A 24,304-nucleotide genomic window follows, 5' to 3' on the forward strand; every position below is an offset into this window, starting at 1 on the left:
TGCGCCGCTACCTGCGCCGGGAGATGATGCCGCACATCCTCTGCCCCGGCTGCGGACACGGTATCGTCCTGCAGGCGCTGCTGCGGGCGGTGGCCAGCCTGGAGCTGGACCCCGACCGTGTGGCGGTGGTGGCCGGGATCGGCTGCAGCAGCCGCCTGGCCGGCTATGTGGACTTCTGCACGCTTCACGCCACCCACGGCCGTGCGCCCGCCTTCGCCACCGGGCTGAAGCTGGCGCGGCCGGAGCTGACCGTGATCGTGATCACCGGGGACGGGGATGGACTGGCCATCGGGGGCAACCACCTCATCCACGCCGCCCGGCGGAACATCGACCTGCTGTGCCTGCTTTTTAACAACGCGGTCTACGGCATGACCGGCGGCCAGGTGGCTCCCACGACGCCGCAGGGGAGTCGCGCCACCACCGCGCCGCGGGGGAACCCCGAGCCGCCGTTTGACGCCTGCCGGCTGATGATCGCCGCCGGCGCCACCTTTGTCGCCCGCGGCCTGGCCTATGAGCCCCTGACCCTGCAGCACCTGTGCATGGAGGGCTTGCGGCATCCGGGCTTCGCCTTCATCGACGTCCTGAGCGACTGCCCGGAGTTCTTCGGGCGGTACAACCGCCTGGGCAGGGGACCGGAGATGCTGCTCTCGCAGAAGCGGCGCACCACGGCCGTGGGACCGTTGCTGGCGCGGAAGCCGGCACTGGAGGGGGCCCAGGTGGCCACCGCTCCCGCCCTGCCCACCGGGGTACTCCACCGCGAGACCCGACCGGAGTTTACCCGGTTACTGCTGGCGCAACAGGGGGAGGGTTTCCCGTGATCGCTGTCCGGATCGCCGGGAGCGGCGGACAGGGCATCCAGCTTGCCGGCGTCGTCCTGGCCGAGGCCGCCATCGCCGCAGGCTGGAACGCGGCCTGCACGCAGACCTACGGGCCCGAGTCCCGCGGCGGGGCCAGCCGCTGCGATGTCGTCTTGGACCGCGGGGAGATCTACTTCCCGCAGGCGCGCCACCCGGATGTGCTGGTGGCGCTGTCGGCGGATGCCTGCCGCTCCTTTCTCCCCGACGTCAGGGCCGGCGGGCTGGTGCTCTGCGATGCCGCAGCCATGGTGGAGACGCCCCCCCCACACCTGCACTGCCGCGCGCTTCCCATCGTGGAGACGGCCCGCGCCGTGGGCACTACCCTGGTGGCCAACGCGGTGGCGCTGGGCGCGCTGTGCGCTCTGATGGATCTCATGCCTGTGGACGTCCTGGCCCGAGCCCTGGCCACGCGCCGGCCCGAGCCACAAAATCAGAGGGCGCTGCAGGCGGGCTTCTCCCTGGGGCAGGCGGCCCGGGCAGACGGCGCGGCGCTGGCAGGGGAGGGTGGGAGATGAAGCCGCAGCGGGGCGAGAACGACACCCGGGCCCGGATCCTGCGGGCCGCGGCTGCCCAGTTTCACGCCCGCGGGTTCGAGGGCACCCGGATGCACCAGATCGCCGCCGCTGCCGGCATCCGCAAGAGCAGCCTCTACCACCACTTCCGCGGCAAGCAGGAACTGCTCTTCGAGATCCTGCGGCACACCGTGGAGATGGCCCTGGCCGGGCTGCGGGAGATTGCCGACGCCGACCTTCCGGCCACGGAGCGGCTGCGCCTGGCCGTGCGACACCACGTCACCAGCCTGGTGGAGGACCTGGACAACGTGGCCTGCTTTGTGGAGGAGGGCCGGGCCCTGGCCCCGCAGCACCGGGAGGCCTACATCGCCCAGCGGGATACGTACGAAGGGTACTTCCGCCGGATCATCGAGGAAGGGGCGGCGCAGGGGGAGTTCGACCCGGTGGACGTCCGCCTGGCCGGGTTCGCCATCCTCGGCATGTGCAACTGGATGGCCCGCTGGTACCGTCCCGACGGGCCTAACACGCCGGAGGAGGTGGCCGACCGGTTCGCCGACCTGGCGGTGGCGGCGCTGGGAGGCCGGCACAGCGCGCCAGTAGCGGCAAAGGTGCGCTGATGTCAGGCGGGGCGCTGCAGGGTATCCGGGTGCTCGACCTCTCGCAGGGAGCTGCGGGCCCCATCTGCACCATGGTGCTGGGCGACCTGGGCGCCGACGTGGTGAAGGTGGAGCCCCCGGGCGGGGAGTGGGGGCGCACGCTGGGTCCGCCCTTTGTCCGGGGGGTGGCAGCGGCCTTCCTGGGGATGAACCGCAACAAGCGCAGCATCGTGGTGGACCTGAAGCGTCCCGGCGGGGCGGAGGTGGTCTGCCGTCTGGCGGCCGCCGCCGACGTCTTCGTGGAGAGCTTCCGCCCCGGGGTGACCACGCGGCTGGGTATCGACTACGACGCCCTGAGCGCACGTGTCCCCCGCCTGATCTATTGCGCCATCACCGCCTTCGGCGACCGCGGTCCCTGGAGGGACAAGCCGGGCGTGGACGGGATCGTGCAGGCGGCCAGCGGGCTGATGAGCGTCACGGGGACCGCAGATGGTCCGCCGACCAAGGTGGGCGTTCCCGCGGCGGACATGGTGGGCGGCCACCTGGCGGCGGAGGCGATTCTGGCCGCCCTGCTGGCGCGCGACCGCACCGGCCGGGGGCAGCGGGTGGAGGTCTCGCTCCTGGACGCGCTCCTGGCCTTCCAGGCCGTGCCGCTTTCCATGTATCTGGCCTCGGGCCAGCCGCCGGCGCGCCTGGGGTCGGCCGCTCCCTACGCGGCCCCCAACGAAGCGTTTCCCACGCGTGACGGCCACATCATGGTCGCCGCCTACTCTCCGCAGCGGTGGATCCGGCTGTGTGAGGTGCTGGCGCACCCGGAGCTGGCTACGGATCCCCGCTTCGCCAGCAACGCCGACCGCGTGCGGCACCGCGGGGAACTGCACCGGATCCTCGCGGAGATCTTCCGGCAGCGGTCGACGGCGGAGTGGCTGGAGGATCTGGAGGCGGCGGACATCCTCTGCGGGCCGTTGCTGACCTATCCGGAGCTGGTGGGCCACCCGCAGGTGGCGGCCAGCGAGATGATCCTGGAGCTCTCGCACCCTGCCCTGGGCAGCGCGCGCGTTCCGGGGATCCCGCACCGTCTGCAGCAGACCCCCGGCACACTGCGCCTGCCGCCTCCGCTGCCCGGGGAGCACACCGTGGAGGTCCTGCGCGTGGCCGGCTTCTCCCCCGGGGAGATCGACCGGCTGGTGGCAGAGGGAGTGGTCGAGGTACACGCCGCTACGGCGGCTGCGGCGGAGGCCACGTAAGGCGGCTGCGGGACATGTCGCGGGGAGGTGAGTTCCCTTGACGGAGCCTGTGCTCTGGGAGCAACGCGGACGGGTGGTGATCCTGACGCTGAACCGGCCGGAGGCACTTAACGCCATGACGCCGCAGCTCCTGGACCTGCTGGAGGCGCACCTGGCGCGCATCGAGCAGGATCCGGAGGTCCGCGCGGTGGTCCTCACCGGCAGCGGGGAGAAGGCCTTCTGCGTGGGCGCCGACCTGAAGGCCCGGCAGCAGGAGTTCGCCGCCATGGAGGCGGGAGACCCCTTTGCCCAGCGGGTGGAGCGGGTCTTCGGACACATAGAGAGTCTGCCCCGGCCGGTGATCGCGGCCATCAACGGTTACTGCCTGGGCGGCGGGCTGGAGCTGGCGCTGACCGCGGACCTGCGGATTGCCGCCGCCGAAGCCCGCTTCGGGTTTCCCGAGGCCAAGGTGGGCAGCATGCCGGGGGCCGGCGGGACGCAGCGGCTGCCGCGGCTGGTGGGGCCGGCGCGGGCCAAGGAGCTGATGTTCCTGGCGGAGCACATCGATGCCGAGACTGCCCTGCGCCTGGGGCTGGTCAACCGGGTAGTGCCGCGGGCGGAACTGATGGAGGCCACCCTGGAGCTGGCCCGCGCCATCGGCCAGCGGGCACCTCTGTCCATTCAGGCCATCAAGGCGGCGGTGAACCGGGCCATGGACGTGCCGCTGGCCGAGGGGCTGGCCTTCGAGCGGGAGCGGTTCGCCGTCCTGCGTACCAGCGAGGACCGCAAGGAAGGCATCGCCGCGTTCCTGGAAAAGCGCGAGCCGCAGTTCGTCGGCCGCTAGAGGCATGTCCGGGAGTCCCTGCGCAGCACTGCCCGGGGCCCGCGGGAAGTCGCGGCAGCGAATTTCCGGGCTAGGCTAAGGAGTGGGGTCGTCCAAGGGAGGGGTAAGCATGGGGGTTGCTGGTCGGGTGGCCATTGTCACCGGATCTGGGCAGGGGATCGGCGAGGGTATCGCCCGCCGCCTGAGTGCCGATGGAGCCAAAGTCGTCGTCAACGACATCTTCCCGGAGAAGGTGGACCGCGTGACCGGGGTGCTGCGAGAGGCAGGTGGGGAGGCCCTGGGCGTGGTGGCCGACGTGAGCCAGGATGCCGGCGCGAAGGCGCTGGTGGCCCGCGCGCAGGAGGCGTTTGGGCGGGTGGACATCCTGGTGAATAACGTGGGCATCGCCCGGGACACGTACCTGACCAAGATGGCGGAGGCGGACTGGGACGAGGTGCTGCGGGTTAACCTCAAGTCCCAGTTCCTCTGCTGCCGCGCTGCCGTGCCCCTGATGATGGAGCAGAAATACGGGCGGATCATCAACATCTCCTCGCGGGCCTGGCTGGGCAACCCAGGGCAGGTCAACTACGCCGCGGCCAAAGGCGGCGTGATCAGCCTGACCCGCACCCTGGCCCTGGAGCTGGCCAAGTTCGGCATCACCGTCAACGCCATCGCTCCGGCGCTGATCGACACGCCGCTGTTCCGCGGTCTGAAGGAAGAGATCCAGGAGCGACTGCTCAAGACGGTGCCGGTGGGGCGGATCGGCACCCCGGCGGACGTGGCCCAGGCGGTGGCCTTCTTCGCCGCAGACGAGTCGTCTTACATCACGGGGCAGACCCTCTATGTCTGCGGCGGGCGCAGCCTGGGTGCCGCGTAGCGTGACGGGCGCATCGGCGAGAGGAGGGAATAGAATGCGCAGGCTCGGGTGGGTGTCCCGTGTGGCCACGGTTCTGACGCTGCTGATGATGGCTCACCTGCCGGTGAGCGGCGGCGCCGCGGTGCACCAGGTGCGGATCGCGGTCGGCCCGCCCAACGTGCTGGGATATCTGCCCCTGTACATGGCGAAGGGCCTCGGCTACTTCACGGACCTGGAACGGAAGCGAAACATCAAAGTCGACCTGGTCGACTTTCGTGGAGGGAGTGAGGCCGCCACGGCCTTGATCGGCGGTGATGTGGACTTCGCCACGGTGACACTGACGCACGTGATCAAGGCTCACGAAGCCGGCAAGGACCTCAAGTTTCTGCTCACCTTCTTCAACGCGCAGACCATGGCCATGATCGTGCAGGCGGATCTGGACGTGACCTCGCCCGCGCAGCTGCGCGGCCGGCGCATCGGGATTACCAGCCTGGGGTCGGCCACCCACATGCAGGCCCGGCACATCCTGGCCGCCCACCAGGTGGACCCCGACGCGGTCCAGTACGTGCCCGTGGGCGGCCCGCCCACAGCGCGGGCGGCCTGGCAGCGCAAGGCGGTCGATGCCATGGTGTACCTCGATCCATTGATCACGACGCTGGTCGACGGACGCATGGCCCGGCTGATCTACGACGTCCGGACGTTGGAGGGGACGGTGCGGCTCTACGGCGCGCCGCACATCAGCAGCGGCCTCCTGACCCGGCCCGAGGTCATCGCCCGGGACCCGGAGACCGTGCAGCAGGTGGTGGGCGCCTTCGTCTGTACCCTGCGCTGGCTGCGCATCCAGCGCACCCGTCCCGAAGAGATTGCCCGCAATCTTCCCGCCGGGCTCGACTGGTCGCCGGCGGTGATCCGGGCGAACCTGGGAGGTCTCTCCGCCGACGGCCGGGTCCTCCCCGACGCCGTGCAAACTGTCATCTCCTTCCTCAAGCGGGACGGACTGCTCGTCGCCGGGTTCGCCGTGCCGCTGGACCGCCTGGTCAACGACACGTTCGTGCGGCGGGCGATCCTGAGCGGGGGGTGTCCGTGAGGCGGACGGGCATCCCTGCGGTCGCCGCCGTGCGCGCGGCGCAGGCCGCCATCGTCGGCGGTCTCCTGGTCGGCTGGGAGGTGGGCGTGCGCCGGGGCTGGCTGTCGGCGGAGTTCCTGAGCCGGCCCACCGCCGTGGGGGCGGTGCTGGTGGAGTGGATCAGGAGCGGGTTCCTCTGGCCCCACCTGGCGGCGACGCTCCAGGCCGCGATTGCCGGCCTGGCCCTGGGGCTCGTCCTCGGCGCGGCGCTGGGCTTTCTGGCCATGTTCGTGCCAGCCGTGGGGGAGATGATCGAGCCGGCCATGAGCACCCTCAACGCCGTGCCCCGCGTCGTCTTCTACCCGCTGCTGGTGCTGTGGCTCGGTCTCGGCATGGCCTCGAAGGTGGGCCTCGTCGTGACCATCGTGGCGTTCGTGGGCTACTTCACCACCGTCGGGGCGGTGCGCGAGGTAGACCGGCTCCTGCTGGCGCAGGTACGCATTCTGGGCGCGTCGCCGGGGGCCACCCTCCGCCACCTCTACCTCCCCGCCACCCTGGCCTGGATGGTGACCAGCCTGCGGACCAGCGTGGGACTGGCGTTCATCGGGGCCATCCTGGGTGAGTACCTGGGTTCGATGCGCGGCATGGGGAACATCATCATGGGGGCGCAAAACCTCTTTCAGACCCCCCAGGTCATGGCGGGCCTGGTCCTCACCCTGGGCCTGGCCGGCGCCGTCGATACCATTCTGGCCCATCTGGAGGGGCGCTGGTCGGCATGGCGCCGGGCGCCACAGACATGAGGGCACCTCTTGCCACCATGGCAGCGCGCCGGCCGACGGATGTCCCGGCCATCGAACTCACGGGACTTTCCAAGCGCTTCCAGACCGCGGAAGGGACGGTGCAGGCCATCGAGCGCGTGACCTTCGCCGTTGCTTCCGGGGACTTTGTCTGCCTGGTGGGGCCGTCCGGATGCGGCAAGTCTACCCTGCTCAACATCATCGCCGGTCTGCTCCCCGCTTCCGCGGGGGAGGTGCGGATCTGCGGCGAACCCGGCGGGAGCGTTCGGCCGGATCGCATCGGCTACGTCTTCCAGCGTGACGCGCTGCTGCCCTGGAAGACGGCGCTCCAGAACGTCATGCTGCCGCTGCTCCTGCGGGGCGTCCCGCCGGCGGAGAGCCGCGAGACCGCCCGGCACTGGGTCCACAAGGTCGGGCTGGCCGGTTTTGAGCACCACTACCCGTCTCAGCTCTCCGGCGGGATGCGCAAGCGCATCGCGCTGGCCATGACCATGGTCTACCGCCCCTCCATCATCCTCATGGACGAGCCCTTCGCTGCCCTGGACGTCCAGACGCGCAACCTGATGGAGAACGAGCTGCTGGCGCTGTGGGCGGAGACGGGCAGTGCCATCCTCTTCGTCACCCACGACCTGGAAGAGGCCATCGCGCTGGCCGACCGGATCGTGGTGCTGACGGCGGCGCCCGCCCGCGTCCGGTGCGAGTACCCCGTTCCCCTGGAGCGCCCCCGGGATGTGGCCGAGATCCGGACCACCAGCGCGTTCCTGGACATCTACCGCCACATCTGGCGGGACCTGCGCGAGGAGGTGGCGGCCAGCCATGGTCGGCGCTAACTCCCCGGCCCCGGCGCGGCGCCGCCGGGCGGCCCACGCTCTGGTGCTCCTGTCCCTGCTGGCTGCCTGGGAGGGCGGCGTCCGCGCAGGTCTCCTGGACCCGTTCTATACGAGCGCACCGCTGCCGGTCCTGACGACCGTGCTCCGGTGGATTGCCTCGGGGTACGTCTTTGAGCACGTGTTCGCCACGCTGGCAGTGACCCTGGCCGGCCTGGCCGGTGGGGTGCTCCTGGGGGTCGCCGCCGGGTTTGCCCTGGCGTTCCTGCGGGGATTGGAGGCGATCGCCTCCCCCTTCCTGGCGGCGGGCAACGCCATGCCCCGGATCATCCTGTATCCGCTGATGGTGCTGTGGCTGGGATTTGGTCCGCTCTCGCGTATCGTCCTGGTGGCCTCCCTCGTGGTCTTCCCCGCCCTTCTCACCACCCATTCCGCTATCCGCCAGGTGGATGCGGAGATCGTGCGCAACGCGCGCGTCCTCGGCGCACGCGGTCTTGGCCTGATCCGTCACATCTACATGCCGGCTGTGGCCCTGTGGATTTTCCGCACCATCAGGGTGACCATGGGCTTCGCCCTGGCCGGGGCCATCGTCGGCGAGTATGTGGGCGCCGTGCGCGGGATGGGTATGGTCATCGCCTTCGCCCAGTCCATGTTCCGAGCACGCGACGTCATGGCGGGGACGGCGGTGCTGCTGGCCGTGATTTGGCTCATCGACCTGGGGCTCCGGGCGGCTGAGAACGCGGCGGCCCGGTGGCGTCTTTCGGAGGTGGTCTAGGTGGTTGAAGTCACAGAAACCGGTCGAAGCGGGGTCGTCCCCGTCCATCCCGACGTCTTCGCCGGGGAACTGGAGGGGGAACCACAGCTGGTGGGGAGCCGCTGCCGGCAGTGCGGCGCGCGCTTCTTTCCCCGCCGCGGGGTCTGCGCGCGCTGCCTGTCGGCCGAGGTGGAGGTCGTGCCGCTTGGCCGGGTCGGCACCCTCCACACGTACACCGTCGTCTACCAGTCCACGCCCGAGTTCCCCACGCCCTACATCCTGGCCTACGTCGACCTGCCCGAGGGGGTGCGGCTGCTGGCTCCGCTGGCGGGGGTTCCGGTGGACCAGGTGCGGATCGGCATGCCGCTGCGCCTGCAGGTGGAGCCGCTGCGCACCGACGCCGCAGGGCGCACGGTCCTGGGGTATCGCCTGTACGCCCATGGAGGTGGGGCATGAGCGACGTTTACGTGGTGGGCATCGGGATGACCAAGTTCGGTAAGCACCCCGACCGCACGGTGGTCGACCTGGGCAGCGAGGCCGTGCGGGAGGCCATCCGCGACGCGGAGGTGGACCCGCGGCGGATCGAGGCCGCCTACTGCGGTCACGTCTTCCAGGGGATGGTGGCGGGGCAGCGGGTGCTGGCGCAGACGGGGCTGGCGGGCATCCCCCTGACCAATGTGGAAGACGCCTGCAGCAGCGGGGCCGTGGCTATCCGGGAAGCCGCCCTGGCCATCCGCGCCGGGGAGCACGACGTCGTTCTGGCCTTCGGCATGGAGCACCTCACCGGGAGGTTCCGCGGGGCGCTCACCCCGGCCGAGGACGACCTGGAGGCCGCGGTGGGCCTGACCATGCCAGCCATCTACGCTATGCGGGCGCGGCGACACATGGAGGAGTTCGGCACCACTCGCCGCCAGCTGGCCCTGGTCTCGGTGAAGAACAAGCGCAACGCCAGCCTCAACCCGCTCTCCCAGTTTCAGACCCCGGTGAGCGTAGAGGAGGTGCTGGCCTCCCGGCCGATTGCCGAGCCGCTGTGCCTGTACGACTGCTCCCCGGTCAGCGACGGAGCCGCCGCCGTCGTCCTCTGCTCCGCCAGGTGGCTGCGGCAGCTGACCCGCTCGCAACGCCCCATCCGCCTGGCCGCCGCCGCGTTGCGCAGCGGTGAGGTGGAGAGCGGACTGCCCTCCATGGCCTTCGAGCCCCTCACCCGGCGCACCGCCGAGGCGGCCTACGAGCAGGCCGGCCTGGGCCCGGAGGAGATCGACCTGGCGGAGGTGCACGATTGCTTCAGCATCGCCGAGGTGCTGCGGGTGGAAGGGCTGGGGCTCTTTCCGGTGGGGGAGTACCCGGATCGTCTAGAGCGTGGCGAGGCCGACATTGGCGGCAGGCTGCCCATCAACCCGAGCGGCGGGCTTCTGGGGAAGGGGCACCCGCTGGGGGCGACGGGGGTGGCGCAGGTCGTGGAAGTGGTCCGTCAACTGCGCGGCCAGGCTGGCCCGCGGCAGGTGGCCGGCGCCCGCGTGGGACTGGCCCACTGCCGGGGAGGCAAGGCCGCCGGCGTGGAGGGAGCGGCCTGTACGGTGAACATCCTGGCGGCATGAGGATCGCCCACCGGTCTGAGATGATTGGATCTCAGATCCCGATTCGATGCGTGCTGATGCGGGGAGGCACCAGCAAGGCCGTCTTCCTCCGCGCCCGCGACCTGCCCTCCGATCCGGCCCGCCGGGATGCGGTGATCCTGGCGCTGTTCGGCAGCCCCGACCCCCGGCAGATCGACGGGCTGGGGGGCGCCGACATCCTCACCAGCAAGGTGGCTGTCATCGGCCCTCCCACACGCCCCGATGCCGACCTGGATTACACCTTTGGCCAGGTGAGCATCCGGGAGCCGGTGGTGGATTACGACATCAACTGCGGCAACATCTCGGCGGCGGTGGGGGTCTACGCGGTGGAGGAAGGGCTGGTGCACGTGCGGGAGCCGGTCACGCCCGTGCGTGTGCACAACACCAACACGGGCAAGGTGTTCGTAGCGCACGTCCCCGTCCAGGACGGCTCTCCTGCGATAGAGGGGGAGTGCGTGGTGGAGGGTGTCCCGGGCAGCGGGGCCGAGATCGTCCTGGACTTCACCGGAACTGTGGGCGCATCTACCGGATCGCTCCTGCCCACCGGCCGGGTCCGCGATCGTCTGCCCGTCCCCGCCCTGGGGCGGACTGTGGAAGCCACCATCCTGGACGTGGCCAACCTCTGCGTCTTTGTAACCGCCGCAGACGTGGGTATGACAGGCCAGGAGGGCCCGGCCGAGTTCACCCCCGCGCACCTGCAGGCCCTGGTGGCGGTGAAAGAGGCGGCCGCGCACCTGGTGGGCCTCTCTCCTGAGGGGCTGGTCCCCCTGCCAGTGGCTGTGGCCCCGCCGGCCTCCTTCCGCACCATCGCCGGGGAGACGGTCGCTGCCGACCGCATCCACCTGCTGGCCCGCATGGCCGGGGGCCGCCCCCCGGTGCTGCACAAGGCCTATCCCGGCACTGCTGCTGCCTGCACCGCGGTGGCGGTGATGATGGCAGGCACGGTCCCGGCCGCTGTCGCCCGCACTCCCGCGGCGGACGGGACGGTCGTCATCGGGCACCCCAGCGGAGCGATGCTGGCGCGGGCCCGCCTGCGTCAGGGGGCGGGGTGGGTGGTGGAGCAGGCGGGGTACTCCCGCACCGCCCGTCGGTTGATGGAGGGGTACGCCTTCGTCCGCGCCGCCGTCCTGGCGGCGTCCCCGGCGCGGGCCTGGAGCTCCCCCGGCGGGGCGGGGGAGCCTGAGGCATCGCCCGGTGAGGCGGTCGCGGGGAGCGAAGGAGAAGCCTTCCCCTCGACCGAAACCATTCGGAAATTTTCCTCCGGGGAGGCAGGCTGAGCGCTGAGGAGGGGGCCATGATCTGGGAGCCGCAGCTAGAGACTATGTCCCGTGCCGAGTTGGCGGCGCTGCAGCTGCAGCGGCTGCAGGCGCTGGTGCGCCGGGTCTACGAGCGTGTGCCCTTCTACCGCGCCCGCTTTGAGGAGGCGGGAGTGCGTCCGGAGCAGGTCCGCACCCTGGACGACCTGCGCCGGCTGCCCTTCACCCGCAAGAGCGACTTCCGGGACAACTACCCCTTTGGCCTCTTCGCTGTACCGCTCGGCCAGGTGGTGCGCGTGCACGCCTCCTCCGGGACGACCGGCAAACCCATCGTCGTCGGCTACACCGCCAACGACCTCCGGATCTGGGCGGCGGTCTGCGCCCGCTGCCTGGCTGCCAGCGGGGCGCAGCCCGGCGACATCTTCCAGAACGCCTATGGCTACGGGCTGTTCACCGGAGGCCTGGGTATGCACTACGGGGCGGAACTCATGGGCCTGGTGGTGCTGCCGGTCTCCGGCGGTAACACCGAGCGGCAGGTGATGCTGTTGCGTGACTTCGGCCCCAGGATCATCGCCTGCACCCCCTCCTATGCCCTGACCCTGGCCGAAGCATTAGCCGCTCAGGGAATCCGTCCGGGCACGCTGGCGCTGCGGTACGGCGTCCTGGGGGCGGAGCCCTGGACCGAGGCCATGCGCGACGAGATCGAGGCCAAGCTGGGAATCGCCGCGCTGAACATCTACGGGCTGAGTGAGGTGATCGGTCCGGGAGTGAGCAACGAGTGCGTGGAGGAGAAGAACGGGGCCCACGTCTTCGAGGACCACTTCCTGGTGGAGGTGATCGACCCGCAGACCGAAGAGCCGCTGCCCCCGGGCGAGGCCGGGGAGCTGGTCTTCACCACGCTGACCAAGGAGGCGCTCCCCGTCATCCGCTACCGCACCGGGGACATCGCCGCCCTGGATCCCACGCCCTGCCGCTGCGGGCGTACCTTCGTCCGCATGTCCCGCGTCATCGGGCGGACGGACGACATGCTCATCATCCGCGGCATCAACGTCTATCCCTCTCAGGTGGAGGCAGCGCTGGTGGGCCTCCCGGAGCTCTCGCCGCACTACCAGCTGGTGGTCACCCGGGAGCGCACGCTGGACGAGCTCGAGGTGAAGGTGGAGGTGAACGAGGTGTTTGCCAAGCAGCTGGGTGGGAGCTTCAGCAGCGAGGAGGCACCGGTGGCGGAGCTGTCCCTGCGCTGCCAGCAGAAGCTGCTGGGCGTGCTGGGGATCACCGCCCGGGTGACCCTGGCTCCTCCGGGCACCCTGCCGCGCAGCGAGGGGGGCAAACTGCGCCGGGTCGACGACCGCCGTCGGGTCTACGCTTAGATGCGCGCCGGACTGAAGCCGGGGGCGGTGGCGCAGGTGGACGTGGTGGTCACCCTGGAGATGGTGGCGGAGTTTGAGGATCTCGGGCTGGTCCATCCCGTCTACTCCACCTGGGCCATGGTGCGGCATATGGAACAGGCCAGCCGCAGGCTCCTCCTCCCGTACCTGGAGCCGGAGGAGGAGGCGGTGGGCTACGCGGTGAGTGTCACCCACCTGGCGCCCACGGCGGTGGGGATGCGCGTGACGGTGACCGCGCGCCTGGAGCAGATTGAGGGGAACCGGGTCGTCTGCGCGGTGGAGGCTCATAACGGGTTGACCCGGATCGGGGAGGGTACGCACACGCAGGTGGTCTTGCCCAAGAGTCGGCTGCAGGCCCGAATCGCGCAACTGGTCAATCGAAGGCAACCCTGACGGGGAGGTGGCGCAGGATGAGTCGACGGATGTGCGGTAGTGCAGAGGCGGCAGAGCCCCGGCTTCGCCGCCGCAGGAGCAGGTTTCTGGCCCGACTCCTGCTGGCGGCGGTGATCCCTGTGCTGCTGGCGGCATTCCCTTCAAGCAGCACAGCCTCGCATATATACAAGATCGGGTTCATCGCCTCCATCACCGGGCCCGGCGCCAGCCTGGGCGAGCCGGAGCGGGACGTGGCGCGGCTGCTGCAGGACCAACTGACCTCAGCCCGGGGGGTGGTCGGCCCGGACCGCGTGAGGCACGCCGTAGAAATCCTCATCTTTGACGATCAGAGCCGGGCCGATACCGCAGCCAGCCTGGCCCGCCGGCTGATCAACGAGGAAAAGGTCGTCCTCCTGGTCGCCGGCACGCTCAGTGGACCCAGCCTGGCCATGGTGCCCATCGCCACGGAAGGTCGGACCCCCATGATCTCCATGGCCTCGGCCCGGGCTATCATCGAGGACCCGCAGACCAAGCGCGCCCGCCCCTGGATCTTCAAGCCGGTGCCGGAGAACCTCCACTCGGCCCAGAAGCAGGCCGAGTATCTGAAGGCCATCGGGGCGACCAGCGTCTGCCACCTGTACGAGAACACCGCCTACGGGCAGGACACCTTTGCCAGCGCCGGAGCCATCTTCCCCGCGGCCGGCATCACCATCGTCTACGGTGACGCCTTCGATCGCACCGCCACCGAGTTCCCGCAGGTGGCACGGGTGCGCGCCAGCGGCTGCCGGGCGGTGGTCATCGGCTCCATCCCCCCTGCGGCCTCGGTGATCAACGTGGCCGTGCGGGAGCGGGCGGCTCAGGTGCGCATAGTCCATGGCCATGGAGCCTGCAGCCCCGACCTGATCAAGACGGCGGGTGCGGCCGCCGAGCGCACGGTGATGCCCTGCGGCAAAATCCTGGTGGCCGACCAGTTGCCCGCCGGCGACCCGGTGAAGACGCTAAACCTGAAGTTCATCAGCGACTTCAGGCGCTTCACCGGCGGCAGGGAGATCAGCACCTTCGCCGGGCACGCCTTTGACTCGCTGCAGTGGGCCCTGATCGCCCTGCGCAACCTTCCGGACGGCCTCTCGCTGGAGCGGCAGCGCGACGCCGCCAGGGAGGCGCTGGAAACCAAGGTAAAGCGCTGGGCCGGGACCCACGGCTTCTACACCCTCAGCCCGGAGGACCACCTGGGATGGAAGGCCGAGGAGTTTGCCTTCGTCACGGTGCAGGGAGGGAAGTTCCTCATCCTGCCGCGTGACCAGTGGAAGTAGCCCGCCAGGCGGATCCTGAGAGGCGCACGGCACGTGCGGCGGGTGGGGAGCGGCGGTCCCCACCCGCCGCCTGAGGAGGCTGTCCGCACGGCGACGGAACAGGCCATCGGGGTCAGACAGGTTTCTTCCCCCCGCCGCAGCCTGCCTGCGGGGCAATGGCTGGGCGGCGTCCTCGTCCTGCTGGTGATCGGTCTGGTCCTGTGGGGCCGCCGCCACGGCTTCGGTCTGGCGGACTACCTGCAGTTCCTGGTGGACGGGCTGCAGGCCGGCGCCATCTACACGCTGGTGGCGCTGGGGTTCGTGGTGGTGCACCGGGTCACCGGCATCATCAACTTTGCCCAGGGGGCGTTTGTCATGCTGGGCCCGATGGTCACCATCACCATCTACGGGCGGGGCTGGCCCCTGCCGCCCGCCGTACGGCTACTCCTGGCGGCTGGGCTGGCGGCCGGGCTCACCGCCGTCGTGGGGGTGGCGGTCTACCGGCTGGCCGTACATCCGGCACGGGGGGCGTCCCTGCTCACGCGGATCATGATCACAGTGGGGGCCTACGTGGCCCTGCAGGGAGTGGCTCTGCTCCTGTGGGGACCGCGCTCCTACGTCCTGCCCGCCTTCAGCACGCTGCAGATGGCCGACCGCACCTTCCTGGTCGGCGATGTGCTCTTCAAGGCGCAGAGCCTGTGGATCTGGGTGACGGCCGGGGTGACGCTGGCTCTCCTGGCGCTCTTTTTCGAGCGGACCATACTGGGCAAGGCGATGCGGGCCTGCGCGGCCGACCGGCTGGCGGCGCGCCTGGTCGGCGTCCGCGTGGACACCATGGCAACTGTGGCCTTCGGGCTGGCCGCCGTGCTGGGGGCGGTTGCCGGGATCGTCGTCGGCCCGCTGACGCGGCCGGCGTACGACATGGGGCTGGAGATCGGCCTGAAGGGATTCGTCGCTGCGGTGATGGGGGGGCTGGTCAGTTTCCAGGGAGCCGTGGCCGGAGCGCTGCTCCTGGGAGTGCTGGAGACCCTGTGGGCCGGGGTGACGCTGGCAGGCTTCAAGGACCTCTTTGCCTTCGTGGTGCTCATCCTGGTGTTGCTGGTCAGGCCCCACGGCGTCGCCGGTGGTGAGGAGGAGGTGGGAGGCTCGTGAGGCGCCTCTCAGGGAACGCGGCGGTCTTTGTCCTGTCGGCTGCGCTCGTGGGGGCCATCGGCTGGCTGGAAGGCACCCGCCCCGGCGGGCTCTCCCTCCCCAGGCTCACTGCGGGGCTGGTCACCCTGGACCTGCTGATCCGTGCCGGGGTGTTCACCATCATCCTGGTCGGGCTCAACCTGCTCATGGGCTACGCCGGTCAGGTCTCGTTGGGCCAGGCGGCCTTCTACGGCATGGGAGCCTTCTTCTCGGCCATCTTCACGGTGAAAGCGCGCCAGGTAGGGATACCCCTGACCCTGTCGGGTGCGTGGTGGTGGCCCTGGGTCGTGATGGGGCTGGGCGCTGCCCTGGTGGGCGGGTTCGCCTACCTCATCGGCTGGGTGATCCTGCGCCTGCGCGGACACTATCTGGCCATGGCCACGCTGGGACTGGGGGTTGCTGTCTTCATCATCCTGCGGGAAAATCTGGGCCTGTCGCGTCTGGACCTTACGGGCGGGTTCGACGGCGTGGTGGGCATCCCGCGCCTGCGTGTGGGCACCTATCCCCTTTGGCCTTTGCACCGCTACTTTTTCCTGGTCTGGTCCTTTGCCCTGGCTGCGGTGGCGCTGGGGCTGAACATCGTGGATTCCCGTCTGGGCCGGGCGCTGCGGGCGATCCACCACAGTCAGGTGGCGGCGGAGACACTGGGGGTGAATGTTCCCCGATACAAGGCGCAGATCTTCGCAACCAGCGCCGCGCTGGCGGCGCTGGCCGGCAGCCTTTACGCCCACTTCCAGGCAGCGGTGGTCCCGGCCACCTTTGGCTTCGTCCCCTCGCTGGAACTGGTGCTGATGTCGGCGGTAGGGGGGATGGCCAGCATCTGGGGAGCGCCGTTGGGGGCACTGGCCATCCTCCTCCTGGAGGAGCTGCTGCGTACCCGCCTGCGCCTCCTCCTGCCCGGGACGGGAGGCGAGCTCGAGGCAGTGGCCTTCGGGCTGCTCTTGATCCTGGTGTTGCTCTTCTGGCCCCGAGGCCTGGCCGGCCGTGCCTCCGGTCCCCTGCGCCGTCCCATCCCGACCGGGGGAGCGGGGCAGTCGGTGCGGCCCGCGGGAGTTCCCAGGGCATGACCGTACCCCTGCTGGAGATTAGGCGGATCACCAAGGCCTTCGACGGTCTGGTGGCGCTGCAGGATGTCTCGCTGGCGGTGTGGCCGGGGCAGATCAAGGGCCTGATTGGGCCCAACGGCGCCGGCAAGACCACGCTGTTCAATCTCATCACAGGGCTCATCCCACCCCTGGGAGGCGACATCCTGTTTCGCGGGCGATCCATCGTCGGGCTCCCGCCGTACCGCATCGCCGACCTGGGCATCGCCAGGACGTTCCAGAACGTGCAGCTCTTCGTGGGAATGACGGTCCTGGAAAACGTCCTGGTGGGGTTTCACCGGCACATGCGCGGGGGGCTGCTGGACGCGGCGTTCCGCTCCAGGCGGATGCGGCACGAGGAGCGGGAGGTGCGCGACCGGGCCCTGCTGCTGCTGGAGGAGTTCGACCTGCTGCGCTGGGCCCATGAGCCGGTGGAGAGCCTCCCCTTCGGGCTGCAGCGGGTGGTGGAGGTAGCCCGGGCAGTGGCGGCGGCGCCCAGCCTGGTCCTGCTGGACGAGCCCGGGGCGGGGCTCGGCGGCGCGGAGAAAGTCCGCCTGACCCAGGCGATCCGCAACTTCTGCCGGGACGGGGTCACCGTCTTTCTGGTGGAGCATGACATGGAGCTGATGATGGGACTGGCCGACGAGGTGGCGGTGCTGGACCAGACCGTGCTCATTGCCGAGGGTCCCCCGGCGGTCATCCAGAATCACCCGGCAGTGATCGCCGCCTACCTGGGGGAGGCGGAACCGACCGATGCCCCTTGAGGTTCGGGACCTGGAGGCCGGATACGGCTACCTGCAGGTGCTGCGCGGGATCTCCCTGGACATCCGCCCGGGGGAGATCGCCGCGGTCATCGGCGCCAACGGCGCGGGCAAGACCACCCTGCTGCGCACGCTCTCCGGCCTGCTGCGTCCGGCCAGGGGGAGGGTGATCTTCGACGGTCGCGACATCACCGGCTGGCCCCCCGAGCAGATCGCGGCCCTGGGTCTGGTCCATATCCCCGAGCGCCGCCACCTCTTCGGACCCCTGCCCGTCGAGGACAACCTCCTGCTGGGCGGGTACCTGCGCCTGCGCCGCGAGTCGCGGGCCGCCATCCGCGATGACCTGCAGCGCGTCTACACGCTCTTCCCCCGGCTGAGGGAGCGGCGGCGGCAGCGTGCTGCCACCCTCAGCGGCGGGGAGCAGCAGATGCTGGCCATCGGCCGGGGGCTGATGGCCCGGCCGCGCCTGTTGATGCTCGACGAGCCCTCCCTGGGCCTGGCCCCGCTGCTGGTGCGCGAGCTCTTCCGGGTGATCGTGGAGCTTCGGGCGCAAGGACAGACTATCCTCCTGGTGGAACAGAACGCCCGGCAGGCGCTGCAGGTTGCCGATGCAGCCTACGTAATGGAGACCGGCCGGATAGCCCTGCGTGGTCCGGGCCGCGACCTGTTGACGTCGCCGGTGGTGCAGGCCGCCTACCTGGGACGCAGCGTGGCTACGGGGCGCTGAGCCATGCCGGCGTAGCCCGGCGCGGCCTCGCCTGGCGGCCACAGGCCTGAAACGTCCGCATCCTGGGCAGAGATGCCACCAGGATACCCGACGCAGCAGGGGAGGAGTGCATGATCGGTCCGGCAGTCCCTCGACGCCTCAGCGGGATCCTGCTGGCCCTGGTCCTGGCTCTGGGCGGCGTGGCCGCGCCGTGGGCCCCCCGCGCCGCTGCGGCCGCTGATGCGGCCGTTGTCTTCGCCGCGGTGGACATCCTGGCACAGCAGCACTACGCGGCGCCCGACCCGGTACGGTTGCTCGCCGCCGCCGCCGAGGGGCTACGCCGGGCGCTGGCCCAGGCGGGGATCGCCGCGCCGCCGGCGGCGCTGCAGGCGGTGACGGAGGCGGGCGCGCGGGAGGAGTTCCAGCGCTACTACGACCGGGCCGCCCTGCTGGCCCAGGGTCGCCTCAGCCTGACCCAGTTGCAGTACGCCGCGGCTGCTGCGGCGGCCGCCAGCCTGGACGATTCCCACACCGCCTTCCTCCTCCCGGAGCAGTGGGCGGAGGTGCAGCGCGAGCTCTCCAACCAGGCCTCCTTCACCGGCATCGGCATCCGTCTCCTCACCCGGGGAGGCCAGTTCTATGTGATGAACGTCTTCCCGGGGACTCCCGCGGCGCGGGCCGGGTTGCGCGACCTGGACCGCGTCGTCGCCGTGGATGGCCAGAGTACCGAGGGCATGCCCCTCCAGGAGGTCTCGCGGCGCATCCGCGGCCCGCAGGGCGTGCCGGTGGAGGTGGTAGTCCGTCGCCCGGGCGAACCCGCCCCGCTGGTGTTCACCATCACCCGGGAGCCCATTCAGGTCCCCGCGGTGGACGCCCGTATGCTGGAGGGGCAGACGGGGTACCTCCGCCTGCACCATCTGGGCAGCGGCGCCACGGTGCAGTTCCGGCGGGCACTGCAGCACCTGCAGGCGCAGGGGATGCGGGCCCTGGTGCTGGACCTGCGGGGCAACGGCGGGGGGCTGGTGGGCGAGACGGTGAGCGTGGCCAGCGCCCTGCTGCCGGCCGGGCTACCGGTGATGCAACGGGAGAACCGCCTGCGCCGTATCGCCGAACGGACCAGGGGCGGGCCGCTGCTGCCCACGTTGGTGCCGCTGGTGGTGCTGATCGACGAGGCCACCGCCTCCGGCGGCGAGGTCATCGCCGCGGCCATGCGGGAGCACCGGCAGGCGCCGCTGGTGGGCGTGCGCACCGCCGGGGCGCTGCTGGCCAGCCTGTACTTCTCCCTCCCCGGGGGCGCGGCCATCGAGGTGGCGGTGGAGCGCGTGACCACCGGCAAAGGGGCGGTGGTGGAGAAGGTGGGGTTGGGGCCGGACATCGACGTCGAGCTGACCCCCGACCATCTGGAACAGGGAGTAGACGCGCAGCTGGAGCGGGCGCTCCAGCACCTGCGACAGCGCGTTCGCGCTCCGGCGCTGGCGCCGGCGGCCTGAACCTCCCTCCCGGCACAGCCCTCCGCCCCGGGGTGTGCTATTCTTACACCTAAGTTCGCCTGGCCCGGAGGTCCCCTTGTTGCGCGGGTCACTTGTGCCGCTGGTCACGCCTTTCCGCGACGGCCGCATCGACGAACCCGGCTTCGACGACCTGGTGCGGTGGCAGATAGAGAGCGGCAGCCATGGCGTGGTGATCGGCGGGACCACGGGCGAGCCCGCGGCCCTCTCCCTGGAAGAGCGGGAAGAACTGGTGGCCCGCGCGGTGCGGGTAGCGCGCCGCCGCGTCCCCGTGGTCGCCGGCACGGGGACCGACAATCTGGGGGAAACGCTGCGGCTGACCGCTGCCGCCAGGAAGGCGGGAGCGGATGCGGTCCTGGTGGTGGTCCCCGCCTACAGCCGTCCTTCCCAGGAGGGACTCTACCGGTACTTCCGCACCGTGGCCGAGTCGGTAGACCTGCCGCTGATCCTGTACAACATTCCCGGCCGCACTGCCATCAACCTGGAGGCCCCCACCATCGCCCGCCTGGCGCGCGACGTGCGCAACATCATCGGGGTGAAGGAGGCGAACAAGGACTTTGAGCACATCACCCGGGTCTTCCACCTGGTGCCGAAGGGGTTCCTGGTGTACTCCGGCATCGAGCTGTTCTGCTTCTCCCTGCTGGCCCTGGGTGGCGCCGGGCACGTGAGCGCCACCGGGAACGTCATGCCCCGCGAGGTGGCGCGCCTCTACGAGCTGGCCGCCGCCTCTCGCTGGGAGGAGGCGCGGGAACTGCACAACTACCTGCTGCCGCTGAACGACGCCCTCTTTATCGAAACCAACCCTGTACCGGTGAAGACGGCGCTGGGCCTGATGGGCAGGATCGCTCCGGAGGTGCGCCCGCCCCTGGCTCCGCTGGCCCCCCAGAACGTGGAGCGACTGCGCGCGGTGCTGGCGGACTACGGCCTGCTGGCGCCCTCACCCGTGCCAGCAGAGGGCCATGCTTAGCCGGGGGCTGCCATGAGGCGGGTCCGCTTTCTGGCGCAGGGCCGGGTGCACCACGGCACCTGGGACGAGGAGGGGCTGCGGGACGAGACAGGGCGCGTCTGGCCGCCGGACGGCGTCACCTGGCTGCCTCCTGTGGTCCCCTCGAAGATCCTGGGCTTCGCCCTGACCTACGCCGACCACGCCGCGGAACTGGGCGTGGCCCGGCCGGAAGAGCCGGTGCTCTTCTTCAAGCCTCCCTCAGCGCTGGTGGGCCACCGCGTCCCCGTGATCTACCCCGCAGGGGTGGCGTACCTGCACTACGAAGCGGAGCTGGCGGTGGTGATCGGCCGGCGCTGTCGCCGCGTCCGGCCGGAGGCAGTGCGTGACCTGGTCAAAGGGTACACCGTGGCCAACGACGTCACCGCCCGCGACTTCGTGGGCACCTTCTACCGTCCGCCGGTGAAGGCCAAGGGGTGGGACACCTTCCTGCCGCTGGGTCCGGCACTGGTGGACGACGTGCCGGCCCCCGGCGACCTGGCCCTGCGCACCTTTGTGAACGGCGAGCTGCGCCAGGAGGGAAACACCCGGCACCTCCTTTACTCGGTGGAGGAGCTGGTGGCATACCTCTCCGCCTTCATGACCCTGGAAGAGGACGACGTGATCCTCACCGGCACGCCCGGAGGCATCTCCCCCGTCCGCCCCGGTGATGTGATGCGCGTGGAGGTGGAGGGAGTGGGGGTGCTGGAAAACCCCGTCGTTGCCGAGGAGGGCGCAGGCTGAGGTGAAGACTCCGCCGGAGCTGTGGATGGTGAGGCACTTCGTCGATGGAGAATTGGTGGACGGGGCCAGCGGGCGGACCTTTCCCAGCCTGAATCCCGCCACGAACACCCCCATAGCCGAGGTGGCCGAGGGGGGCACGGAGGACGTGGACCGCGCCGTGCGGGCCGCCCGCAGGGCCTTCGACGACGGCCCCTGGCCGCGAATGCGTGCCGCCGACCGTGCCCGGGCGCTGCAGCGCATTGCCGACATCATCGAGCAGCGGGTCGACCAGATCTCCCTGGCCGAGTGCCTGGACACCGGCATCCCATACAGCCAGATCCGGGAGGGGCAGATCCCCCGCGCCGCGGAGAATTTCCGGTTCTTCGCGGAAGTGGCCACTCGCCTCCCCCACGAGGCCTTCCCGGTGGAGGGCGCGTTTCTCAACTACTTGCAGCGCCTCCCCGCCGGCGTGGCCGGATTGATCACCCCCTGGAACACGCCTTTCATGCTGGAGACCTGGAAGGTGGCGCCCTGCCTGGCCGCGGGGTGCACCTGCGTGCTCAAGCCGGCGGAGTGGGCGCCGCTCTCAGCGGCCCTGCTGGCCCAGGTCATCCGCGACGCCGATCTTCCTCCCGGTGTCTTCAATGTCGTCCAGGGATTCGGGGAAACCGCGGGCGCGCCGCTGGTGGCCCACCCCATGGTCAACCTGATCTCCTTCACCGGCGAGACCACAACCGGCCAGGAGATCGTGCGGAACGGGGCGGCCACCCTGAAGCGGTATTCGATGGAGCTGGGCGGGAAGTCGCCGGTGGTCGTCTTCCCGGACGCGGACCTGGACCGGGCCCTGGACGCTGTCATCGTTGGCCAGTACACGCTGAACGGGGAGCGCTGCACCGCCAACTCCCGCCTGCTGGTGGACCGGCGAATCCACGACGAGTTCGTTGGCCGCCTGGTCGAGCGTGTGGCCCGGCTTCGCGTGGGCGACCCCCTGGACCCGGCGACGGAGGTCGGGCCCCTGATTCACCCCGACCACTGGCAGCGCGTCACCGGCTACATCACCATCGGGCAGGAGGAGGGGGCGCACCTGGCGACCGGTGGCCGCCGGCCCGCACACCTGCCGGTGGGCAACTACCTGGAACCCGCGGTCTTCACCCGCGTGACGAACTCGATGCGCATCGCGCAGGAGGAGATTTTCGGGCCCGTCCTCGTGGTCATCCCCTTCCAGACCGAAGAAGAAGCCATCCGGCTGGCCAACGATGTACGCTACGGCCTGGCCGCCTACGTCTGGACGGGGGACATCGCCCGCGGCCACCGGGTGGCCCAGGCGCTGGAGGCGGGGATGGTCTGGGTCAACTCCCAGAACGTGCGCGACCTGCGCACCCCCTTCGGGGGCATGAAGCACTCCGGGATCGGCCGCGAGGGAGGCCACTATTCCTTCGACTTCTACCAGGAGTACAAGACGATCCACGTCGCCCTGGGCACGCACCGCATCCCGAAGATGGGGACGGGCGAGCGCGCCCGCCAGACCGACTTCCGGGGGCTGAACGGGTAGAGGGACCAGATGCCGCACCGAGGCCTGAGTGAGGGGTGAGGAGGCGGACAGCATGCCGGCACGGACGGGAGCCGAGTACATAGAGGGGCTGCGGGCGCGCCCGCCCGATCTGTGGATCGGGGGGCAGCGGGTTGCCGACCCGACCACACATCCGGCCTTCCGCCACGTCGTCCGCAGCCTGGCCGCCCTCTACGACCTGCAGCACGACCCGGCGCTGCGGGAGGAGATGACCTACGTCTCTCCGTCTTCGGGGGCGCGTGTGGGGATGTCGTTCCTGGTCCCCCGTTCCCGTGAGGACCTGGCCCGCACCCGAAAGATGATGAAGCGCTGGGCGGACTACTCCGGCGGCATGATGGGGCGCACCCCCGACTACCTGAACCGGGCGCTAATGGCCTACGCCACCGCCGCCGACTACTGTGCCCAGAACGACCCGCGCTTCGGCGAGAACATCCGCCGCTACTACGAGTACGTCCGTGAACACGACCTGGTGCTCACCCACACCCTGATCAACCCCCAGGCCAACCGCAGCGTGGGTCCCGGCGGGCAGGCCGACCCCACGCTGGCCGCTCGGGTCATCCGGGAGACCGCCGACGGCCTGCTCATCCGCGGCGCCCGCATGCTGGCCACCCTGCCGGTCGCGGACGAGCTCATGGTCTTCCCGTCCACCCTGCTCAAGGCCACCGACGAGGACCGTCCCTACGCCTTCGCCTTCGCCCTCCCCACGGCCACTCCGGGGTTGCGTTTCCTCTGCCGGGAGAGCTTCGATCCGGGCGGGACCACCTTCGACCACCCCCTGGGCGCTCGCTTCGAGGAGATGGACGCGGTAGTCGTCTTCGACGATGTCCTGGTCCCATGGGAGCGCGTCTTCCTCCTGGGGGATGTGGAGCGCTGCAACAAGGCCTTCGGCGCCACCAACGCCGTGGTGCACATGGCGCATCAGGTCGTCACCAAGAACGTGGCCAAGACCGAGTTCGTCCTGGGAGTCGCCTCCCTGATCGTCGACGCCATCGCCATCGAGTCCTTCCAGCACGTGCAGGCGAAGATTGCGGAGATCGTCTACTACCTGGAGACGATGAAGGCGTTCCTGCGAGCCGCCGAGGCCGACGCCCAGGTGGATAAGTGGGGGATGATGACCCCTGCCTGGCCGCCCCTGGACGCTGCCAGGAACATGTTCACCTGGATGTACCCGCGGATGATCGAGATCGTCCAGTTGCTGGGCGCCAGCGGGCTGATGGCCCGTCCTACCCGGGCGGATGTGGAGGGGCCACTGGGCCAGGCCGTGGAGAAGTACTATCAGGCGGCGCGCCTCCCGGCGGTGGAGCGGATCAAACTCTTCCGCCTGGCCTGGGACCTGGCCCTCTCGGCCTTCGGTTCCCGGCAGGTCCTCTACGAGCGCTTCTTCTTCGGGGATCCCGTGCGGATGCAGATGGCCACCTTCGCCAACTACGACCGCACGCCCTACATGGAGCGGGTGCGGGCGTTCCTGGACCGCGAGGACGCCGTCCATTCCCCCGGGCCGGCGGCTTCCCGCGCCGGCGTACCGCTGCCTGCGGGCGAGTAG

25 protein-coding genes are annotated in these 24,304 nt (G+C 70.3%); all 25 read left to right on the top strand.

The window, feature by feature from the left end; genetic code table 11:
• Positions 1 to 23: 23 nt before the first annotated feature.
• Positions 24 to 818, top strand: coding sequence for a 2-oxoacid:ferredoxin oxidoreductase subunit beta (locus tag QN152_07915; protein MDR7539439.1), 795 nt, complete (start codon positions 24 to 26; stop codon positions 816 to 818).
• Positions 815 to 1,372: a 2-oxoacid:acceptor oxidoreductase family protein gene (locus QN152_07920; GenBank protein MDR7539440.1), complete on the top strand. Its 558-nt coding sequence runs from the start codon at positions 815 to 817 to the stop codon at positions 1,370 to 1,372. The genes QN152_07915 and QN152_07920 overlap by 4 nt, the downstream gene beginning before the upstream one ends.
• Positions 1,369 to 1,986 (top strand): TetR/AcrR family transcriptional regulator, encoded by a 618-nt coding sequence (locus QN152_07925; GenBank protein MDR7539441.1) that lies wholly within the window; start codon positions 1,369 to 1,371, stop codon positions 1,984 to 1,986. Before QN152_07920 ends, QN152_07925 begins: the two co-directional genes overlap by 4 nt.
• Positions 1,986 to 3,212 (top strand): CoA transferase, encoded by a 1,227-nt coding sequence (locus QN152_07930; GenBank protein ID MDR7539442.1) that lies wholly within the window; start codon positions 1,986 to 1,988, stop codon positions 3,210 to 3,212. The genes QN152_07925 and QN152_07930 overlap by 1 nt, the downstream gene beginning before the upstream one ends.
• A 37-nt stretch (positions 3,213 to 3,249) precedes the next feature.
• Positions 3,250 to 4,035 carry an enoyl-CoA hydratase-related protein gene (locus tag QN152_07935; GenBank protein ID MDR7539443.1) on the top strand — a complete coding sequence of 262 codons (786 nt, stop codon included), beginning with the start codon at positions 3,250 to 3,252 and terminating at the stop codon, positions 4,033 to 4,035.
• Positions 4,036 to 4,144: 109 nt separating this feature from the next.
• Positions 4,145 to 4,891 (top strand): SDR family NAD(P)-dependent oxidoreductase, encoded by a 747-nt coding sequence (locus tag QN152_07940; protein MDR7539444.1) that lies wholly within the window; start codon positions 4,145 to 4,147, stop codon positions 4,889 to 4,891.
• A 34-nt stretch (positions 4,892 to 4,925) separates the two neighbouring features.
• Positions 4,926 to 5,957 carry an ABC transporter substrate-binding protein gene (locus tag QN152_07945; protein ID MDR7539445.1) on the top strand — a complete coding sequence of 344 codons (1,032 nt, stop codon included), beginning with the start codon at positions 4,926 to 4,928 and terminating at the stop codon, positions 5,955 to 5,957.
• Positions 5,954 to 6,736, top strand: coding sequence for an ABC transporter permease (locus tag QN152_07950; GenBank protein ID MDR7539446.1), 783 nt, complete (start codon positions 5,954 to 5,956; stop codon positions 6,734 to 6,736). The genes QN152_07945 and QN152_07950 overlap by 4 nt, the downstream gene beginning before the upstream one ends.
• Entirely contained in the window at positions 6,733 to 7,563 is an 831-nt protein-coding gene (locus QN152_07955) for an ABC transporter ATP-binding protein (GenBank protein MDR7539447.1), read from the top strand. Before QN152_07950 ends, QN152_07955 begins: the two co-directional genes overlap by 4 nt.
• A complete protein-coding gene (locus QN152_07960) occupies positions 7,550 to 8,335 on the top strand; it encodes an ABC transporter permease (protein ID MDR7539448.1) in 786 nt (261 codons plus the stop codon). The genes QN152_07955 and QN152_07960 overlap by 14 nt, the downstream gene beginning before the upstream one ends.
• A complete protein-coding gene (locus QN152_07965) occupies positions 8,336 to 8,770 on the top strand; it encodes a Zn-ribbon domain-containing OB-fold protein (GenBank protein ID MDR7539449.1) in 435 nt (144 codons plus the stop codon). It abuts the gene before it with no gap.
• Positions 8,767 to 9,912 (top strand): thiolase family protein, encoded by a 1,146-nt coding sequence (locus QN152_07970; protein ID MDR7539450.1) that lies wholly within the window; start codon positions 8,767 to 8,769, stop codon positions 9,910 to 9,912. Before QN152_07965 ends, QN152_07970 begins: the two co-directional genes overlap by 4 nt.
• A 20-nt stretch (positions 9,913 to 9,932) precedes the next feature.
• Positions 9,933 to 11,207, top strand: a complete 1,275-nt coding sequence (locus tag QN152_07975) for a PrpF domain-containing protein (protein ID MDR7539451.1) — start codon at positions 9,933 to 9,935, stop codon at positions 11,205 to 11,207.
• A gap of 17 nt (positions 11,208 to 11,224) precedes the next feature.
• On the top strand, positions 11,225 to 12,556 hold the full coding sequence (locus QN152_07980; protein ID MDR7539452.1) for a phenylacetate--CoA ligase: 1,332 nt from the start codon (positions 11,225 to 11,227) through the stop codon (positions 12,554 to 12,556).
• A complete protein-coding gene (locus QN152_07985) occupies positions 12,557 to 12,967 on the top strand; it encodes a thioesterase family protein (protein ID MDR7539453.1) in 411 nt (136 codons plus the stop codon).
• A 17-nt stretch (positions 12,968 to 12,984) separates the two neighbouring features.
• Positions 12,985 to 14,259 (top strand): ABC transporter substrate-binding protein, encoded by a 1,275-nt coding sequence (locus QN152_07990; GenBank protein MDR7539454.1) that lies wholly within the window; start codon positions 12,985 to 12,987, stop codon positions 14,257 to 14,259.
• 33 nt (positions 14,260 to 14,292) lie between these two features.
• Positions 14,293 to 15,390 carry a branched-chain amino acid ABC transporter permease gene (locus tag QN152_07995; protein ID MDR7539455.1) on the top strand — a complete coding sequence of 366 codons (1,098 nt, stop codon included), beginning with the start codon at positions 14,293 to 14,295 and terminating at the stop codon, positions 15,388 to 15,390.
• Positions 15,387 to 16,496, top strand: coding sequence for a branched-chain amino acid ABC transporter permease (locus tag QN152_08000; GenBank protein ID MDR7539456.1), 1,110 nt, complete (start codon positions 15,387 to 15,389; stop codon positions 16,494 to 16,496). The genes QN152_07995 and QN152_08000 overlap by 4 nt, the downstream gene beginning before the upstream one ends.
• Positions 16,493 to 17,275: an ABC transporter ATP-binding protein gene (locus QN152_08005; protein ID MDR7539457.1), complete on the top strand. Its 783-nt coding sequence runs from the start codon at positions 16,493 to 16,495 to the stop codon at positions 17,273 to 17,275. Before QN152_08000 ends, QN152_08005 begins: the two co-directional genes overlap by 4 nt.
• Positions 17,265 to 17,999, top strand: coding sequence for an ABC transporter ATP-binding protein (locus QN152_08010; GenBank protein MDR7539458.1), 735 nt, complete (start codon positions 17,265 to 17,267; stop codon positions 17,997 to 17,999). The genes QN152_08005 and QN152_08010 overlap by 11 nt, the downstream gene beginning before the upstream one ends.
• Positions 18,000 to 18,109: 110 nt before the next feature.
• Positions 18,110 to 19,468 (top strand): S41 family peptidase, encoded by a 1,359-nt coding sequence (locus QN152_08015; GenBank protein MDR7539459.1) that lies wholly within the window; start codon positions 18,110 to 18,112, stop codon positions 19,466 to 19,468.
• A gap of 79 nt (positions 19,469 to 19,547) precedes the next feature.
• Complete coding sequence (gene dapA, locus QN152_08020) at positions 19,548 to 20,453, top strand: 4-hydroxy-tetrahydrodipicolinate synthase (GenBank protein ID MDR7539460.1); 906 nt, start codon at positions 19,548 to 19,550, stop codon at positions 20,451 to 20,453.
• Positions 20,454 to 20,465: 12 nt separating this feature from the next.
• Positions 20,466 to 21,212, top strand: a complete 747-nt coding sequence (locus tag QN152_08025; protein ID MDR7539461.1) for a fumarylacetoacetate hydrolase family protein — start codon at positions 20,466 to 20,468, stop codon at positions 21,210 to 21,212.
• Positions 21,213 to 21,237: 25 nt separating this feature from the next.
• On the top strand, positions 21,238 to 22,743 hold the full coding sequence (hpaE, locus tag QN152_08030) for a 5-carboxymethyl-2-hydroxymuconate semialdehyde dehydrogenase (GenBank protein MDR7539462.1): 1,506 nt from the start codon (positions 21,238 to 21,240) through the stop codon (positions 22,741 to 22,743).
• Positions 22,744 to 22,795: 52 nt separating this feature from the next.
• A complete protein-coding gene (gene hpaB, locus QN152_08035; GenBank protein ID MDR7539463.1) occupies positions 22,796 to 24,304 on the top strand; it encodes a 4-hydroxyphenylacetate 3-monooxygenase, oxygenase component in 1,509 nt (502 codons plus the stop codon).

The sequence above is a fragment of the Armatimonadota bacterium genome, from assembly GCA_031459715.1.
GTDB lineage: Bacteria > Sysuimicrobiota > Sysuimicrobiia > Sysuimicrobiales > Humicultoraceae > Humicultor > Humicultor tengchongensis.

Coding starts and splice junctions, on each gene's coding strand:
- QN152_07915 (MDR7539439.1), top strand. CDS start 24: ATGATGCCGCACATCCTCTGCCCCGGCTGCGGACACGGTATCGTCCTG.
- QN152_07925 (MDR7539441.1), top strand. CDS start 1,369: ATGAAGCCGCAGCGGGGCGAGAACGACACCCGGGCCCGGATCCTGCGG.
- QN152_07930 (MDR7539442.1), top strand. CDS start 1,986: ATGTCAGGCGGGGCGCTGCAGGGTATCCGGGTGCTCGACCTCTCGCAG.
- QN152_07940 (MDR7539444.1), top strand. CDS start 4,145: ATGGGGGTTGCTGGTCGGGTGGCCATTGTCACCGGATCTGGGCAGGGG.
- QN152_07945 (MDR7539445.1), top strand. CDS start 4,926: ATGCGCAGGCTCGGGTGGGTGTCCCGTGTGGCCACGGTTCTGACGCTG.
- QN152_07955 (MDR7539447.1), top strand. CDS start 6,733: ATGAGGGCACCTCTTGCCACCATGGCAGCGCGCCGGCCGACGGATGTC.
- QN152_07960 (MDR7539448.1), top strand. CDS start 7,550: ATGGTCGGCGCTAACTCCCCGGCCCCGGCGCGGCGCCGCCGGGCGGCC.
- QN152_07970 (MDR7539450.1), top strand. CDS start 8,767: ATGAGCGACGTTTACGTGGTGGGCATCGGGATGACCAAGTTCGGTAAG.
- QN152_07975 (MDR7539451.1), top strand. CDS start 9,933: ATGATTGGATCTCAGATCCCGATTCGATGCGTGCTGATGCGGGGAGGC.
- QN152_07980 (MDR7539452.1), top strand. CDS start 11,225: ATGATCTGGGAGCCGCAGCTAGAGACTATGTCCCGTGCCGAGTTGGCG.
- QN152_07985 (MDR7539453.1), top strand. CDS start 12,557: ATGCGCGCCGGACTGAAGCCGGGGGCGGTGGCGCAGGTGGACGTGGTG.
- QN152_07990 (MDR7539454.1), top strand. CDS start 12,985: ATGAGTCGACGGATGTGCGGTAGTGCAGAGGCGGCAGAGCCCCGGCTT.
- QN152_08005 (MDR7539457.1), top strand. CDS start 16,493: ATGACCGTACCCCTGCTGGAGATTAGGCGGATCACCAAGGCCTTCGAC.
- QN152_08010 (MDR7539458.1), top strand. CDS start 17,265: ATGCCCCTTGAGGTTCGGGACCTGGAGGCCGGATACGGCTACCTGCAG.
- QN152_08015 (MDR7539459.1), top strand. CDS start 18,110: ATGATCGGTCCGGCAGTCCCTCGACGCCTCAGCGGGATCCTGCTGGCC.
- QN152_08025 (MDR7539461.1), top strand. CDS start 20,466: ATGAGGCGGGTCCGCTTTCTGGCGCAGGGCCGGGTGCACCACGGCACC.
- hpaE (MDR7539462.1), top strand. CDS start 21,238: ATGGTGAGGCACTTCGTCGATGGAGAATTGGTGGACGGGGCCAGCGGG.
- hpaB (MDR7539463.1), top strand. CDS start 22,796: ATGCCGGCACGGACGGGAGCCGAGTACATAGAGGGGCTGCGGGCGCGC.